The organism is Ralstonia sp. 22111, assembly GCF_052045895.1.
Lineage (GTDB): Bacteria > Pseudomonadota > Gammaproteobacteria > Burkholderiales > Burkholderiaceae > Ralstonia > Ralstonia wenshanensis.
The window spans coordinates 169,725-184,789 of the sequence record NZ_JBQEPR010000007.1; the positions used below are offsets into that span (position 1 = coordinate 169,725).

Below are 15,065 nucleotides of genomic sequence, written 5' to 3' on the forward strand. Positions count from 1 at the left end.
CACGATCAACTTGCGTGAGCGGATTTGCCATACCGATGAAGAACAACGAAAAAGGAACCGTCTCGGTCAGCCTCGTCAACGAGGCCGTGACACGTGCGCGCGCGCATGGCGTGGACATGCAGCCCATCATGGCGGCAGCCGGCATCACGCCGCAGATGCTGGCGCAGCCGCGCAGCCGCGTGTCGTCCGCACAGTACGGCGCGCTGTGGGCCGGCATTGCGCAGGCCATGGACGATGAGTTTTTCGGGCAGGATGCGCACCCCATGCGCTGGGGCAGCTTCGTGGCGATGACGCAGGCGGCGCTCACCGCGCGCACGGGCCGGCAGGCGCTGGCCCGTGCCACGGGTTTTCTGCGGCTGGTGCTGGACGATCTGCATGTGCGTGTTGAAGAAGACGATCAGCGTGTGCGTCTCGTCTTTGTGCACCGCAAAGGCACGCGGGTGCCGCCCATGTTCACCTACGCCACGTGGCTCATCATGGTCTACGGCCTGGTGTGCTGGCTGGTGGGGCGGCGCATTCCGTTCATTGCCGCGCGCTTCCGTTGTGCGGCGCCACAGGACGCGCAGGAATACCGCCTGATGTTCTGCGACGACATGGCGTTCAAGCACGATGCGTCGTACGTCGACCTATCGCCCGACTTTCTCGACCTGCCGGTCATTCAAACGGCCGCGTCCGTCAAGACCTTCCTGCGCGACGCGCCGGGCAACTTCATCGTCAAGTACCGTAACCCGGATTCCTTCGCCGCGCGCGTGCGCAAGACGCTGCGCAATCTGCCGGTGGCAGGCTGGCCCGCGTCGGACGCAATGGCGCTCAAACTGAACGTGGCCGAAGCGACGATGCGCCGGCGCCTGAAGCTCGAGGGCCACACGTATCAGTCCATCAAGGACGACCTGCGGCGCGACATTGCCATCGGCCAGTTGCAGGACACGCGCCGCACCATCGCCGACATCGCGGTCGCAGTGGGCTTTGCAGAGCCGAGCGCCTTCCACCGCGCCTTCCGCAAATGGACGGGCATGCGGCCGACGGACTATCGGCTGGCGAGCGCCGACTGAGGCTGCGCAACGACGGCATCTTCGCTCGTGCCGCTCACTTCCCGCAGGGTCTCCAGAAAGGCCTTGAGCACCGGCGAGTGATCGTCCACACGATAGTGAACGTACAGCGGCACAGCAGGCAGCGCCGGCTCCAGCGGGCGGAAGACCACACCGGGCGGCGCCAGGTTCGCCGTCGAGCCCGGCAGCAGCGCCACACCAAAGCCCGCGCTCACCAGCGCCAACAGCGTCTGCACTTCGGTCACCTGTTGGCGCACGAGCGGCGCAAAGCCGGCCTGGATGCACAGATGCAGCAAGTGATCGGCAAAGCGCGATCGCTTGGATTCAAACGCAACAAACGGCTCGCCGGCAAAGTCGCCGAGGGCCAGGCTGGTGTGCCCGGCCAGGCGGTGCGTGGCGGGCAACGCCATCACGATCGGCTCGTGCTGCAGCAGCTCGCTGCGCACGGCGGGGTCTTCGTGGCCCAGCCGGAAGATGCATGCGTCGATGCGGCGCTCCTTGAGCGCAGCCACCTGCGCGGCGGGCGTCATCTCTTGCAGGCGCCACTCAACGCCGGGGTAGCGCTCGCGAAACTGGCGCAGCGCTTCGGGCAGCAGCCCCACCATCACCGAGCTGATCATGCCGATTTCCAGCTCGCCCACCTGGCCACGCCCCGCCTGTCGCGTGAGATCCAGCGCGCGGTTGAGCTGCGCAAACACCAGCGGCGCCTGCTCCTTGAGCGTGCGGCCGGCCGCCGTTAGTTCTACGCGGTGGTGGCTGCGCACAAACAGCGGCGTGCCGATCTCGTCTTCCAGCAGCCGGATCTGCTGGCTCAGCGGCGGCTGCGACATGAACAGGCGCGCTGCCGCCCGCCCGAAGTGCAGCTCGTCGGCCAGCACCGAGAAGTAGCGCAGCAGGCGGATGTCCACGGTATGCGCTACGCCTTCAGGTCGAAGTTGAACGGCGTCTCGCGCTGGCGCTTGCCGGTCAGCCGGAAGATGGCATTGGCGATGGCCGGTGCCACCGGCGGGTTGGCCAGCTCGCCCACGCCACCCGGCTTGTCGCGGTTGCCATCGATGATGACGATATCGATGGCGGGCATGTCCGACATGCGCATCACCGGGTAATCATGGAAATTGCTTTGCTGAACCGCGCCGCCCTGGATGTCGACGCGATCGAACAGGGCATGGCCGAGGCCCCACATCAGGCCGCCGTACAGCTGCTCCTCCACGCCGGTGCGCGAGACCGCAAGGCCAACGTCGGCCACGCAGGTGAGCTTTTCGACAACGACGCGGCCGTCCTTGCGCGCCACCTGCGCCACCACGGCGATGTAGCTGTCATACGCCTGGTGTGTCGCCACGCCCAGGGCATGCCCATGCGCAGTCTTTCCCCACCCGGCACGATGCGCGGCGGTGCGCAGCACGTCGACATGCCGGGGCCGGTCCGCCATGTGGGCGACGCGGAATTCAACCGGATCACGCCGCGCCGCAGCGGCCAGTTCGTCCATGAAGCTCTCGGTGGCGAAGACATTGGGGATGAAGCTGACGGCCCGGTACCAGCCCGTCGGGATGCCCGTTTCGTGCCGCACCCAGCCGATGTCCATGTGGTGCGCGCGGTATGGGAAGTCCCATTTGGAGATGGCCTCGGTGGTGCTGTAGTCCATGCGATCGGGCCGGTCGAAGTAGCCGGGCTCCCACTGCTCAGGCGATGCGGGCGACACCGCACGGATGCGCAGCGCATCGATCCGGCCCTGCGCATCGAGTGCGCCTTCGAGCCGGTGATACGTTGCCGGGTGGCCGTACAGCGCGCGCATCTCGTCTTCGCGGCTGTTCATCAGCTTGACGGGAACGCCCGTCCTTTTGGCGAGGTAGCTGACTTCGAACAGCCAGTATTTGCTCTCGCGCGCGCCAAAGCTGCCGCCCGATACCATCTCGTGCAGCACCACCTTGTCGCGCGACACGCCGCAGATCACCTCGGCAGCTTCCATGGCGGTGGATGGCACCTGGATGCCGCCCCAGTATTGAATCGCGCCGTCCTTGAACCATGCGGTGATATTGACGGGCTCCAGTGGATTCTGCTGCTTGTAGGGCATGCGATACGCCGCGTCGATGCGCTTTGCGCCATGGGCCATCGCCACGTCCGTATTGCCGCTCTGCACGGTGTGCACCACGCGCGCCTTGCCGCTGGCAAGCCACGCGGCCTGTTGCTGCGCGACGTCGCCGCTGTCGAAATCGGCGAAGGCGCTGTCGTCCCACTCGACCTTGAGCGCCGCGCGGCCCTTGTTGGCGGCCCAGTAGTCATCTGCCAGCACGGCCACGCCTTCCTGGTTACCGCCCAGCACATCGGAGCGCATCGGGATGGTCATGACCTGGCGCACGCCGCGCACCTTCAATGCCTCAGCGCTGTCGATGCGGCGCACGCGTGCACCGGGCATGGGCGCACGCTGCACCACTGCCACCAGCATGCCGGGCAACGACACATCGATGCCGTACTGGAATCGGCCCGTCGCCTTGGCCAGCGCATCACGCTTATGCCTGAGCTTGCCGATGTACTTGAAGTCCGCCGGGTTCTTCAACGTCACGTTAGCAGGTGCGGGCAGGCGGCCTGCTGCATCGGCCAATTCGCCGTAGGTGGCCTTGCGGCCGTCGGTACTGATGACGGTGCCGTCTGCCGTGCTGCAAACGGCTACGGGGACACCCCAGCGTTGTGCCGCCGCACTCACGAGCATCGCGCGCGCCGTGGCGCCGGCTTGCCGCAGGCGCGCATATTCGAGCGACACGCTGGTACTGCCGCCGGTGGAATACACCTTCCAGATCGGGTGGATGTATTCGTGGAAGAACGGATCTTCCGGCGTGACGACGGCAATGCGCATCGGGTCCACATCCAGCTCCTCGGCCACGCACGCCGCCAGCGCGGTTTGCGTGCCGGTGCCGGAATCGTGCTTGTGGACGACGATCTTGACGGTGTTGTCGGCCAGCACGCGCACCCAGGCGTTGGGTTCGAATTCCCCCGCGGCGCCGTCCTTGCCGGCGGCCAGTGCATCGGGCAAGCGAAAGCCGACCGCCAGCCCCGCCGTCAGCAGCGCGCTCTGCTGCAGGAAGCGGCGGCGCGACGGTGCATGCAAATCACGCGGCGCGTTCATGCCTTGCCTCGCTCGTCGGCGGCGCGCTTGATGGCCTGGCGGATGCGCCCGTAGGTGCCGCAGCGGCAGATGTTGCCGGCCATGGCATTCGTGATGGCCTCGTCGTTGACGGGCGTGCCTGCCGCCAGCAACGCCGCGGCCGACATGATCTGCCCCGACTGGCAGTAGCCGCATTGCGGCACGTCTTCAGCCACCCAGGCGCGTTGCAGCGGGTGCGTGCCGTCTTTCGACAGGCCTTCGATGGTGGTCACGCTGTGCCCGGCCGCGGCCGACGCCGGCGTGATGCACGCGCGGATTGGCGCGCCATCCAGATGGACGGTGCACGCCCCGCAGAAACCGCCGCCACAGCCGAACTTGGTGCCCGTCAGCTTGAGCCGATCGCGCAGCACCCACAGCAGGGGCATGTCGGCATCGGCATCATCCAGCGCGTGGGGCGCGCCATTGACCATAATCTCGGTCATCATTGTCTCCTCCAGAATCGGGCCGTCTCATGCGGCCGCGCCTGGCAGCAATATGAAGCCGCGCACGGGCACCCCGCCAGCGACGATTTCTGCCAGCCCGTGTAAGTCGAACTAACAGCTCACCCACCGCCGCCATGTACAAGCGTTATCCGTCGATCCAGTCGATGCATGCCTTCCTGCAGGCGGCGCGCACCGGCAGCTTTACCAAGGCCGCGCAGCAGCTGGACCTCACACACAGCGCGATCAGCCAGCAGATCCGCTCGCTGGAGGAATTCATCGGCCAGCCGCTGTTCGTGCGCGAAGCGGGCGGCATCGTGCTGACCGATGCAGGTCAGCTCTTTGCCAGCATGCTGACCGACGGCTTCGGGCAGGTGGACCGGGCGCTGTCTTCGGTGCGCAACCGGCATGTACCGCAAACGCTCATCGTCGATGTCGACAGCGAACTGGCGCAGGGCTGGCTCAATGCGCGGCTGCCGCAGTTGCTGGGGGCGCTGCCCGGCTACCAGGTGATGTTCCTGTCCACCACGCGCGGCGAGCGGCCATCGTTCGAGCGCGTGGATGTCTCGCTGCGCTACGGCTATGGAGAATGGGATGACTGCGAGATGGCCCTGATCTGTGGCGACCACGTCACCGCAGTGGCGGCGCCCGCGCTGCTGGAGCGCCATGGGGTGCAGGCGCCGCTGGCCCCATCGGCAGCGATGGCGCTGCCGCTGCTCGGCTACACGCGGCGCTCGTGGATTCCGTGGCTGGACGCCGCCGGTCTGGAGCCGCTGGAACCCGCCGTGGTGGCCGCGTTCGACAACGCCGCCAACATGGTTGCCGCCGCTGAAGCCGGCATCGGGGTGGCGCTCGTCCGTGGGCTGCTGGCGGCCGATGCACTGCAACACGGGCGCCTCGTACGGCTGACCGATGTCGCCATCCCGGCGCACTACAACCTGTATGCCGTCTGGCAGCGCGGCCATGGTGAGCGCGCACAGGCGGTGGTGAACGCAGTGCAGCAACTCGCCCGCGACACGCTGGGCGCCTGAGCGCCCGCCGCCTTCCGACAGACTTGCCGATATCGGCAACGTATCAAGACCGCCGCCAAATAGTATTGGCCGGCCCCCGGCCCCGACTCCGATACTGCGCCCCAAGCAGCACGCATCCGGCATCACGCGATCCGGCGAGGGGAAGGCACACGCCTAGCAAAGAGCGCCGCGCTGCAGGACGTGCCTGCCCTCACCGGGAAGCCATCACGCGCTTCCTCCCAGTCATCAGGAGATCCAACGATGATCATCGACATCAGCTGCTACCCCACCGACCTGGTGGACCTCGCGTGGTGGCACGACGGCGACCCCTTTACCGGCGAGCGCCTGCTCGAAATGATGGACGGCCCTTACATGATCAACGGCAAGCCGCGCCGTATCGACAAGGCCTTCATCCAGCCGCCGCAGGGCAACACCATCTACACGTGGACGGACGGCGAGCTTTCGGGCCGCGAATCCATCGACGCCTACATGGCATACACGCTCAAGATGGTGCAGACGTACCCCGACCGTTTCATCGGTTGCTTCGTCTACAACCCGCGCTGCGGCGTGCAGAACGGCGTGGAGGCCATCGAGCGCTATGTGAAGGAACACGGCTTCAAGATGGTCCAGATGCAGGCCAACATGCACGCCTACCGGCCGGACCGCGCGCTGGACTGGGTGATGCCCGCGTTCGAGAAATGTGCCGAGCTGGGCGTGCCCGTCAAGCTGCATACGGGCGATGGCCCCTACAGCATTCCGTCGGAATGGATTCCGATGATCAAGCGGTTCCCGAACGTCGATTTCATCATGGCGCACTTCGGTGTGCAGACCGGCGGCGTCTACGTGTTCGAGCCGATGCAGTGGGCGATGGAGCTGCCCAACGTCTATTGCGAATCGGGCTGGTGCCTGCAGTCGCGCATCGTCGAGTTTGCCAAGGTGCTGCCCAAGCACAAGATCCTGTTCGGCACCGACACGCCGCCCAACGAGCCCGGCATGTGGCTGCGCCTGCTCGAAGTCTTGTGCATGGACCCGCCGCAGGGCCTGAACCTCGATGAAGACACGCTCGAGGATTACCTGGGCAACAACATCGCCCGCATGATCGGCCTGGAGCCGACCCGTCCGCCCAAGACCGTGGCCGAAGCCGAAGCGCAGCTCGCGCTGGCTGCCGCCTGAGCCACCGCAGACCGCACGGAGCGCACACATGATTATCGATACCCATCTGCACCCGACCAACCTCGTCGACGAGGCCTGGCGCCACACCGGCACGCCGTTCAACGGCGAACGCATGATCGAGCTGATGGACGGCCCGTACATGATCAACGGCAAGCCGCGCCGCATCGACATGGGCTTCATCCAGCCGCCACCGGGCAACACCGGCTACCGCGACGGCAACCGCCGTGGCCGCGAAGGCATTCGCGACTACATGGCGTACATCGCCGAACTCACGCAGAAGTATCCGGACCGCTTCATCGGCAACTTCACCTACAACCCGCGCTGGGGCCCGGAGAACGGCGCGGCAGAGCTGGAATTCCACATCAAGGAATACGGCTTCAAGATGGTCAAGCTGCACGCCAACATGCACGGCTACCGGCCTGACCGCGCGCTGGACTGGCTGCGCCCTGCCATGAAGGTCTGCGCCAAGTACAACATCGTGGTGCTGATCCACACCGGCGACGGCCCGTACACCATCCCGACGATGTTCTACCCGATCATCCGCGAGTTCCCGATGGTGAACTTCATCATCGGCCACTTCGGCATCCAGACCGGCGGCAACTACTCGTTCGAAGCGTTCTGGATGGCAATGGACACGCCCAACGTGTACTGCGAATCGGGCTGGTGCTTCCAGTCGCGCATCGTCGAATTTGCAAAGCAGTTGCCGCGCGACAAGATCGTCTTCGGGACCGATTCGCCGCCCAACGAGCCCGGCATGTGGCTGCGCGAGCTGGAGGTGCTGTGCTCGGCGCCGCCGCAGGGGCTAGGCATCGATGAGGACCACCTCGAAGACTATCTGGGCAACAACATTGCGCGACTGGTCGGCATCGAGCCCACCAAGCCGCCCAAGGACCTGGCCGAGGCGGAACTGCGCCTGAAGTCGACCTACGTCCAGACGGCAGAAGCGGCCTGAGCGCCGATCCCGCGGGCGCCGCGCCTCTGTGGTGTTCGGCGCCCGCCTCTAGCGAGGTGTGCCATGAGCATGACCCGGCTTGGCGAAGGCCAGGATTTCCACGTCTTCGCCAATCTCTATCGCGAGCTGTATCCGGAAGATGTGCTGACCCTGCACAACGGCGTCTCCGCCGATCAGGATGTCACCGCCGTCATCGATCAGCTTGCTGCGCGCAACCAGACCCCGATGCTGGTCTGCGAGCAGGTGAGCGGCCTGCAGGTGCCGCTGGTCACCAACGTCTTTGCCTCGCGGTCACGGCTGGCACGGCTGTTCGACGTGCTGCCGCATCAACTGCACGATGCCTTCCAGGCACGCGCAAATGCGCCCATCGCACCGCGTGTCGTCTCGCACGGTGCCATCACCGACGAGGTGATCGAAGGCGATGCAGTGGACGTTGCGCTGCTGCCGATGATCAAGCACTTCGAGAGCGATCGCGCGCCCTATATCACCAACGCCATCATCGTGGCCGAGGACCCGGTGGCGGGCGTGGCGAACATGAGTTATCACCGCTCGATGCGCCATGCACGCAACGCACTGGCGACGAGCCTGCACTCGCGCGGCCACCTGTGGCGCATGCTGCAGACCGCGCGCGAACGCGGCGACGTGCTGCGCGTGGCGATGGTGGTGGGCGCGCATCCGCTGTTCATGCTGGCCGCCGCCGCGCGCCTGCCCTTTGGCGCGGATGAACGCGCCGTGGCCGGTGGCCTGCTCGGCGCGCCGCTCGATATCGTCCGCACGCCGCGCTACGGCATCGGCGTGCCGGCGGCAGCGGAGTTCGCGCTTGAAGGCACCATCGACCCCGCCGCCTATGCCGAGGAAGGCCCGTTCGGTGAATTCACCGGCTATTCGTCCGACCGCTCCACCAACAATGTGCTGCGCATCGATGCCCTGATGCGCCGGCGCGACGCTTGGCTGGTCGACGTGGTGGGCGGCCCGTACGCCGAGCACCTGACGCTGGCCCGCCTGCCGCGCGAAGCCGAGATGAGCGAGAAGCTCAAGGCGCGCTTCCCATCGGTGACGGCGCTGCACTATCCGAACTCCGGCACGCACTTCCATTGCTATGTGGCGCTCAACCCCACGCGCGACGGCGAGGCCCGCCAGGTCATGCTCGCGCTGCTCGGGTGGGACCCGTACCTCAAGACCGTGATTGCCGTGGATTCGGATATCGACCTGCAGCAGGACGAGCAGGTGCTGTGGGCCATGGCTACGCACTTCCAACCGCATCAGGATGTGTTCATGGTCGATGGCCTGCCCGGCAGCCCGCTCGATCCGTCATCGTCCGTGCACGGCACGACTTCGCGCATGGGCATCGACGCCACGCGCGGCGCCGGCTTCGAAGGCATCCGCGCACGCATCGATCCGCAGGCGATTGCCCGCGCGGGCGACATCCTCCGCCAGGCCGGAGTGCGTCCATGAGCGCGCGCCACCCTCGCGCTCCCGCCCGGCCGCGCATGGTGGTCGGCATCAGCGGCGCATCGGGCTTCATCTACGGCGTGCGGCTGCTCGAACTGCTGCGCGCGCTCGATGTGGAGACGCACCTTGTCGTCACACGTTCTGCGCTGCTGACGATGGCGCACGAAACGCCGTACAAGCTCGCCGACGTGATCGATCGCGCCACGCATTACCACCGTGCGGACGACATGGCCGCGGGCATTGCCAGCGGCTCGTTCCGTGCGCTGGGCATGATCGTGGCGCCGTGCTCGATGAAGTCTTTGGCGGAGATTGCCACGGGCGTCTCGTCGACGCTGCTGACACGCGCGGCAGACGTCACGCTCAAGGAGCGCCGTCCGCTCGTACTGATGGCGCGCGAGACGCCATTCACGCTCGCACACCTGCGCAACATGCAGGCCGTCACGGAGATGGGCGCCATCGTCGCGCCGCCCGTACCGGCCTTCTATGCGCGCCCCAATACGTTGGACGACATGATCGACCACACCCTCGGCCGCGTGCTCGACCTGTTCGGGCTCGATGCCGGCACCGCCCTGCGCTGGGGCGAAGAAGCCTTACCTGCCTGAGTCCGTACCCCACCCACGCTCGACAAGGAGACAACATGAAACCCCAAGCCACGGCCCACGCCACGCTTCCCGGCCCGAACACCAGGATTCCGGTCACCATCCTCACCGGCTTTCTCGGCGCCGGCAAAACCACGCTGCTGAATTTCATCCTGCGCGAAAACCACGGCCGCAAGATCGCCGTGATCGAAAACGAGTTTGGTGAAGTCGGCATCGACGGCGGCCTGGTCATGGCCTCGGAAAACGAAGAGATCTACGAAATGGTCAACGGCTGCGTGTGCTGCACGGCCGAGGTGCGCGAAGACCTCGTGCGCATCGTGCGCCAGCTCGTCGCGCGGCCCGAACGGCTCGACCACATCCTGGTGGAGACCAGCGGCCTGGCCGATCCGTATCCGGTGGCGCAGTCGTTCTTCATCGACGACCCGATTGCCGAACATGTAGAGCTTGACGCCATCGTCACCATGGTCGACGCCAAGCACATCGCGGCGCATCTGGACGACCTGCACCTCGATGGCGTCGACAACCAGGCCGTCGACCAGATCGTCTGCGCAGACCGCATCGTCATCAACAAGGTGGACCTTGTGGGCCGCGACGATATCGACGCGCTGCGCGGGCGCATCCGCGGCTTGAACGCCACGGCCGACATCGTCACCTCCAGCTATGCCGAGGTCGATCTGAACAAGATCATCGGCGTCGGCGCGTTCGAAGCAACGCAGAAGCTGCTGGAGATCGGCGCAGACGCCGGCCATGGCGAGCATGACGCGCACGACCATGAACATGAACATGACCACGAACATGAACACGCTCACGCCGACGCTCACGAGCATGACCATGAGCACGAACATGAGCACGACCACCAGCACGATCCGAGCGTCTCGTCGGTTGGCTTTGACGTGCCGGCCGACGTGGACCTCGTGCGTTTTCACACGTGGATCGACACCCTGCGCACCGAGCAGGCGGAGACCCTGTTCCGCATGAAGGGCATCCTGGCCGTGAAGGGCCAGGCGCAGCGCTATGTGCTGCAGGGCGTGCACAGCCTCATCGACTTTCGCGCAACGCAGCCCTGGGGCAGCGAAGCGCGCAGCAGCAAGATCGTCTTCATCGGCCGCGACCTCGATCGTGCGGCCCTGCAGGACGGTTTCAACGCATGTCTGGCGGCGTGAGCATGCCATGACATGACATCCCCCTGACCCGAGGGCGGCTCCTGGCACGCCCCGGGCATGACAACGATAGGAGACAACCATGACAACAGCCGTACACCCGGTCGACCAGATTCTGTCGACCCGACAGATGTTGACGTTGGGCTTGCAGCATATGGCGGTGTCGTACATCGGCGCCATTGCGGTGCCGATGATCATTGCATCAGCATTGAAGATGTCGCAGGCGGACACCATTGTCCTCATCAGCACCACGTTGTTCTGCTCGGGCATCGCCACGCTGTTACAGACCATCGGGTTCTGGAAGTTCGGGGTGCGGCTGCCGATCCTGCAGGGGGTGGCGTTCAGCAGCGTGGGGCCGGTGATTGCCATCGGCACCAACCCTGCCGTAGGTTTCGCGGGCGTGTGCGGTGCGGTCATTGCGGCCGGGCTGTTTACGCTGCTCGCCGCACCGCTGGTGGGGCGGCTGCGGCGATTTTTTCCACCGGTGGTCACGGGCTGCATCGTGACCGTCATCGGTCTGCAGCTCTTTCCCGTCGCGTATGACTGGGTGGGCGGCGGACGCAACGCCGCCAACTTCGGTGCGCCGTCGTTTCTGCTGGTGGCCGTGGTCGTCGTCGCCACCATCCTGCTCATCAACCGCTTCGGCAGCCCGCTGCTGCGCAACCTTGCCGTGCTGGTGGGCATGATCGTCGGCACGTTGCTGGGCTGCGCCATGGGCATGGGCAACTTTCACGGCGTGGCTGACGCGCCGTGGGTCACGCTGCCGGTGCCGTTCCACTTTGGGGTGCCGGTGTTCGCCGTGGTGCCCGCGCTGACCATGATCGTGGTGATGATCGTCCAGATGGTGGAATCGATGGGCCTGTTCCTGGCCATCGGCGACATCGTCGAAAAGCCCATCGAAGAAGAGGAAGCCATCAACGGCCTGCGCGCAAACGGCTTGGCCAGCGCCATTGCCGGCATGTTCGCCGCATTCCCGTTCATTGCATTCATGGAGAACGTCGGGCTGGTGGTGCTCACCGGCGTGCGCAGCCGCTGGGTGGTGGCCGTGAGCGGTGTGCTGATGTGCCTGGTGGCGCTGGTGCCCAAGGCAGGCGCCGTGATTGCGGCCACGCCGCCTGCCGCATTGGGCGGTGCCGGCATCGCCATGTTCGGCGTCGTGGCCGCTGCGGGCATCCAGACCCTGGCACGCGTCGACTACGAGCACAACCGCTACAACGTGCTCATCGTGGGGTTCACGATTGCCGCCGCGCTGGTGCCGGTGCTCGCGCCCACGCTGTTCAAGCAGTTGCCCGACTGGTCGCAACCGTTCCTGCACAGCGGCGTGGTCATCGCCTGCCTGGTATCGGTGGCGCTGAACCTGCTGCTCAACGGTACCGAAGAAGCGCACGTGCCCGCGTCGGTCGTGCGTACGGCTGGCCGCGCCTGATTTTCCAATGGACCTCTCCATGCACAACACGCCTCAAGACACCCTCATCCGCCGCCCCTTGGCCGTCATGACCGGCCTGCGCGGTGACGCAGCGCGCGCCGGTGCCGTCGACATCCGCATCGCCGGCGGGCGCATCGCCGAGATGGGCCCCGACCTCATGCCCCGCCCCGGCGAGCGCGTCATCGACGCCAGCGACTGCATCGTCTACCCGGGCTGGATCAACACGCATCATCACCTGTTCCAGAACCTGCTCAAGGCCGTGCCGGAAGGCATGAACCAAGACCTGCAAGGGTGGCTGGCCAGCGTGCCGTATCCTCGCCTGCCGCTCTTTACGCCGGAATTGATGCGCACGGCAGCGCGCCTGGGCATGGCCGAGCTGCTGCTGTCGGGCGCCACCACCTGCGCCGACCACCATTACCTCTATCACGCAGGCGGCGGCACCGAATCGGGCGACATGCTGTTCGATGTCGCCGATGAATTCGGCATGCGCTTCGTGCTCTGCCGTGGCGGCGCCATCGAGTCGGCCAGCAGCCACCCGGGCTTCTCCAAGACGGCGCTGCAGCCTGAAACGCTCGACCAGATGCTGGCCGACATCGAGCGGCTCAAACACCGCTATCACGACGACGCCCCCGACGCGATGCGCCGCGTGGTGGTGGCACCGACCACACCGACGTTCTCGTTGCCGCCGGCATTGCTGGTCGAGTTGGCACGTGCCGCGCGGGGGATGCATCTGCGCATGCATACGCATTTGTCCGAGACCGACAACTACGTGCGCTTTTGCCGTGAGAAGTACAACTGCCTGCCGGTGGAGTTCGTGGCCGAGCACGAGTGGCTGGGCCCGGACGTCTGGTTTGCGCACCTCGTGCACCTGCAGCCGTCGGAGATCCGCATGCTCGCGCAAACAGGCAGCGGCATCGCGCACTGCCCCGTCAGCAACAGCCGGCTGGGCAGCGGCATCGCGCCAGTGCCGCAACTCGCGGCGGCCGGCGTGCCGGTGTCACTGGGTGTGGATGGCGTGGCGTCCAACGAATCCGGCAGCATGACCGGCGAGGTCAACACCGCGTGGCTGATCCACCGTGCCGCGCAAGGCGCCAGTGCCACCACCGCCGAAGACGTCATTCACTGGGCAACCGCAGGCGGTGCGCGCGTGCTCGGCTTGAGTGAAGTCGGCACGCTGCAGGTCGGGCAAGCGGCCGATCTGGTGCTCTACGACATCAATCACCCGCGCTTCTACGGCTTCCACGACCCCGCGCTGGCGCCCGTGGTCGCCGGCGAGCCCATCACCGTGCGCACCAGCATCATCGGCGGCCGTGTCGTGGTGGACGAAGGTGTGGTGTGCGGGCTCGATGTGGCGAGCATCCGCGCCGAAGCCAGCCGGGGCGTGGCGGACCTGATGGCGTGTGCCTGACGGCTCAAACGTCCAACCGCAGCGCCATGTGTTCTTCGTCGTAGAAGCGGTCACCGACACACATGGCGCGGCGCTCGACGCCGAAGGTCTCGAAACCCGCGTTGCGATACAGCGTTTGCGCACGCGGGTTTTCGGCGTTCACGCAGAGATGAATCTGCAGCACCTGTGCAGCACGCGCATGCGCAATGGCGGCGTTGAGCAGACGGCCGGCAATACCGCCTCGCCGGTGTGCAGGATCAACAAACACGCCCCACAGCACGGCCTTGTGCGCGACCTGCGCCAGCGGCTCGCGACGCAGCCCGGCAATGCCAATCAGCGCCGGCCCGGAAAATGCACCGAAGACGATCTGATGCTCGGTCGCCCGGATGCGGTTGCGGGTGTCCTCCAGCGTGCGCCCCGACTCTTCATCGTGCGTCGGCCAGATGGCAGTAGGCGCGTCTTGAATGGCCTTCAGGCGCAGCGCCTTGAACGCTGCTGCATCCTCATCGATCAACGGGCGGATGGCGATGTCGCTCACGGCTGCTTGGCCTCCACGGTAAATGCATCGCCGGTTTCGAAGAACGCGCCGCCCGCGAGGTAATGCACGGTCTTGCTGCCCGCATCGGTAAAGTGCCAGCGGCCGTTGCTGAACAGCGCCGGGTCCGCCCAGGCGGCAGTCACTTCAGCGATGAAGAGGTCGTAGCGCTTCTCGTTGTGCGGTTCGGGAATGACGCGGCATTCCAGCCACCCTGCGCAACCTTCTACCAGCGGCACGTCGATCGTGCGGGCTGGCACCGTGGCCAAGCCGAGCGCATCGAACTTGTCGCCATCCCGGCCTGACAGCGTGCCCACCGCGAGCGTCGTCTCGGCAATGGCGCGCGTCGGGATGTTGAGCGCGAACACGCCCGAGGCTTCAATCAGCTCACGTGTGAGGGTGCGGCTGTCGACCACGACCAGCACCTTGGGTGGGTCAAAGTCGAGCGGCATGGCCCAGGCGGCTGCCATGACGTTGCGCACGCCGTTGTGGGCGCTGGTGACCAAGGTGGTCGGGCCGTGGTTCAGGAGGCGGTAGGACTTTGCCAGCTCTACTGGGGCGAGTGTGATGGGGTTGGGCATGATGGCGAGGGGACTCAGGGGAGGCGTCATCATAGGGCAATGGTGTTGGAGCTGTTGGGGCGTGGTTTTTTCTGTTTTTTTGTTGGTGGTGCATCCCTTGTTTCATCCCCTGCCGGGGCTGACTCACTTTCTTTGGTCTTGCCCAAAGAAAGTAAGCAAAGA

The 15,065-nt window shown here is 65.9% G+C and carries 14 protein-coding genes; 9 read left to right on the plus strand and 5 right to left on the minus strand.

Features of this window, described 5'->3' with window-relative positions; genetic code table 11:
- The first annotated feature begins 35 nt into the window (after window positions 1-35).
- The gene (locus ACTJK4_RS18455) at window positions 36-1,052 is read left to right on the plus strand and encodes an AraC family transcriptional regulator (protein ID WP_232040024.1); all 1,017 of its coding nucleotides are present in this window, start codon (window positions 36-38) and stop codon (window positions 1,050-1,052) included.
- On the opposite strand, the gene ACTJK4_RS18460 is transcribed toward ACTJK4_RS18455, so the two are convergent.
- Genes ACTJK4_RS18460 through ACTJK4_RS18470 form a run of 3 tightly spaced genes read right to left on the minus strand, consistent with a single transcriptional unit; the run spans window position 1,028 to window position 4,631 of the window.
- Entirely contained in the window at window positions 1,028-1,957 is a 930-nt protein-coding gene (locus ACTJK4_RS18460) for a LysR family transcriptional regulator (RefSeq protein ID WP_414561626.1), read from the minus strand. The two genes, ACTJK4_RS18455 and ACTJK4_RS18460, sit on opposite strands and share 25 nt — an antisense overlap.
- 8 nt (window positions 1,958-1,965) lie before the next feature.
- Window positions 1,966-4,170 carry a molybdopterin cofactor-binding domain-containing protein gene (locus tag ACTJK4_RS18465; protein ID WP_440818619.1) on the minus strand — a complete coding sequence of 735 codons (2,205 nt, stop codon included), beginning with the start codon at window positions 4,168-4,170 and terminating at the stop codon, window positions 1,966-1,968.
- Entirely contained in the window at window positions 4,167-4,631 is a 465-nt protein-coding gene (locus ACTJK4_RS18470; protein WP_027679408.1) for a (2Fe-2S)-binding protein, read from the minus strand. Before ACTJK4_RS18470 ends, ACTJK4_RS18465 begins: the two co-directional genes overlap by 4 nt.
- Before the next feature lie 134 nt (window positions 4,632-4,765).
- Here ACTJK4_RS18470 and ACTJK4_RS18475 point away from each other — a divergent pair, with 134 nt between their 5' ends.
- The 8 genes from ACTJK4_RS18475 (at window position 4,766) to ACTJK4_RS18510 (ending at window position 13,808) form a co-directional block, all read left to right on the plus strand.
- Window positions 4,766-5,659, plus strand: a complete 894-nt coding sequence (locus ACTJK4_RS18475; RefSeq protein ID WP_440818620.1) for a LysR family transcriptional regulator — start codon at window positions 4,766-4,768, stop codon at window positions 5,657-5,659.
- Window positions 5,660-5,899: 240 nt separating this feature from the next.
- Window positions 5,900-6,811, plus strand: coding sequence for an amidohydrolase family protein (locus ACTJK4_RS18480; RefSeq protein ID WP_045202142.1), 912 nt, complete (start codon window positions 5,900-5,902; stop codon window positions 6,809-6,811).
- Between the two features lie 28 nt (window positions 6,812-6,839).
- Entirely contained in the window at window positions 6,840-7,763 is a 924-nt protein-coding gene (locus ACTJK4_RS18485; protein WP_252694559.1) for an amidohydrolase family protein, read from the plus strand.
- A gap of 63 nt (window positions 7,764-7,826) precedes the next feature.
- A complete protein-coding gene (locus tag ACTJK4_RS18490; RefSeq protein ID WP_440818621.1) occupies window positions 7,827-9,218 on the plus strand; it encodes a UbiD family decarboxylase in 1,392 nt (463 codons plus the stop codon).
- Window positions 9,215-9,817 carry a UbiX family flavin prenyltransferase gene (locus tag ACTJK4_RS18495; RefSeq protein WP_440818622.1) on the plus strand — a complete coding sequence of 201 codons (603 nt, stop codon included), beginning with the start codon at window positions 9,215-9,217 and terminating at the stop codon, window positions 9,815-9,817. The genes ACTJK4_RS18490 and ACTJK4_RS18495 overlap by 4 nt, the downstream gene beginning before the upstream one ends.
- A 35-nt stretch (window positions 9,818-9,852) precedes the next feature.
- Entirely contained in the window at window positions 9,853-10,977 is a 1,125-nt protein-coding gene (locus tag ACTJK4_RS18500; protein ID WP_440818623.1) for a CobW family GTP-binding protein, read from the plus strand.
- 79 nt (window positions 10,978-11,056) lie between these two features.
- Entirely contained in the window at window positions 11,057-12,400 is a 1,344-nt protein-coding gene (locus ACTJK4_RS18505) for a nucleobase:cation symporter-2 family protein (protein WP_440818624.1), read from the plus strand.
- 19 nt (window positions 12,401-12,419) lie between these two features.
- On the plus strand, window positions 12,420-13,808 hold the full coding sequence (locus ACTJK4_RS18510) for an amidohydrolase family protein (RefSeq protein ID WP_440077471.1): 1,389 nt from the start codon (window positions 12,420-12,422) through the stop codon (window positions 13,806-13,808).
- A gap of 4 nt (window positions 13,809-13,812) precedes the next feature.
- Here the strand turns inward: ACTJK4_RS18510 and ACTJK4_RS18515 are convergent, their stop codons facing one another.
- On the minus strand, window positions 13,813-14,325 hold the full coding sequence (locus tag ACTJK4_RS18515) for an N-acetyltransferase family protein (protein ID WP_440077472.1): 513 nt from the start codon (window positions 14,323-14,325) through the stop codon (window positions 13,813-13,815).
- On the minus strand, window positions 14,322-14,936 hold the full coding sequence (locus ACTJK4_RS18520) for a flavin reductase family protein (protein ID WP_232040034.1): 615 nt from the start codon (window positions 14,934-14,936) through the stop codon (window positions 14,322-14,324). The genes ACTJK4_RS18515 and ACTJK4_RS18520 overlap by 4 nt, the downstream gene beginning before the upstream one ends.
- Window positions 14,937-15,065: the final 129 nt, after the last annotated feature.

What these genes read in the sequence shown, in the direction of transcription:
- ACTJK4_RS18505 (WP_440818624.1), top strand. Translation starts at nt 11,057, where the DNA reads ATGACAACAGCCGTACACCCGGTCGACCAGATTCTGTCGACCCGACAG.
- ACTJK4_RS18490 (WP_440818621.1), top strand. Translation starts at nt 7,827, where the DNA reads ATGAGCATGACCCGGCTTGGCGAAGGCCAGGATTTCCACGTCTTCGCC.
- ACTJK4_RS18480 (WP_045202142.1), top strand. Translation starts at nt 5,900, where the DNA reads ATGATCATCGACATCAGCTGCTACCCCACCGACCTGGTGGACCTCGCG.
- ACTJK4_RS18485 (WP_252694559.1), top strand. Translation starts at nt 6,840, where the DNA reads ATGATTATCGATACCCATCTGCACCCGACCAACCTCGTCGACGAGGCC.
- ACTJK4_RS18495 (WP_440818622.1), top strand. Translation starts at nt 9,215, where the DNA reads ATGAGCGCGCGCCACCCTCGCGCTCCCGCCCGGCCGCGCATGGTGGTC.
- ACTJK4_RS18510 (WP_440077471.1), top strand. Translation starts at nt 12,420, where the DNA reads ATGCACAACACGCCTCAAGACACCCTCATCCGCCGCCCCTTGGCCGTC.
- ACTJK4_RS18465 (WP_440818619.1), bottom strand. Translation starts at nt 4,170, where the DNA reads ATGAACGCGCCGCGTGATTTGCATGCACCGTCGCGCCGCCGCTTCCTG.
- ACTJK4_RS18475 (WP_440818620.1), top strand. Translation starts at nt 4,766, where the DNA reads ATGTACAAGCGTTATCCGTCGATCCAGTCGATGCATGCCTTCCTGCAG.
- ACTJK4_RS18520 (WP_232040034.1), bottom strand. Translation starts at nt 14,936, where the DNA reads ATGATGACGCCTCCCCTGAGTCCCCTCGCCATCATGCCCAACCCCATC.
- ACTJK4_RS18455 (WP_232040024.1), top strand. Translation starts at nt 36, where the DNA reads ATGAAGAACAACGAAAAAGGAACCGTCTCGGTCAGCCTCGTCAACGAG.
- ACTJK4_RS18470 (WP_027679408.1), bottom strand. Translation starts at nt 4,631, where the DNA reads ATGACCGAGATTATGGTCAATGGCGCGCCCCACGCGCTGGATGATGCC.
- ACTJK4_RS18500 (WP_440818623.1), top strand. Translation starts at nt 9,853, where the DNA reads ATGAAACCCCAAGCCACGGCCCACGCCACGCTTCCCGGCCCGAACACC.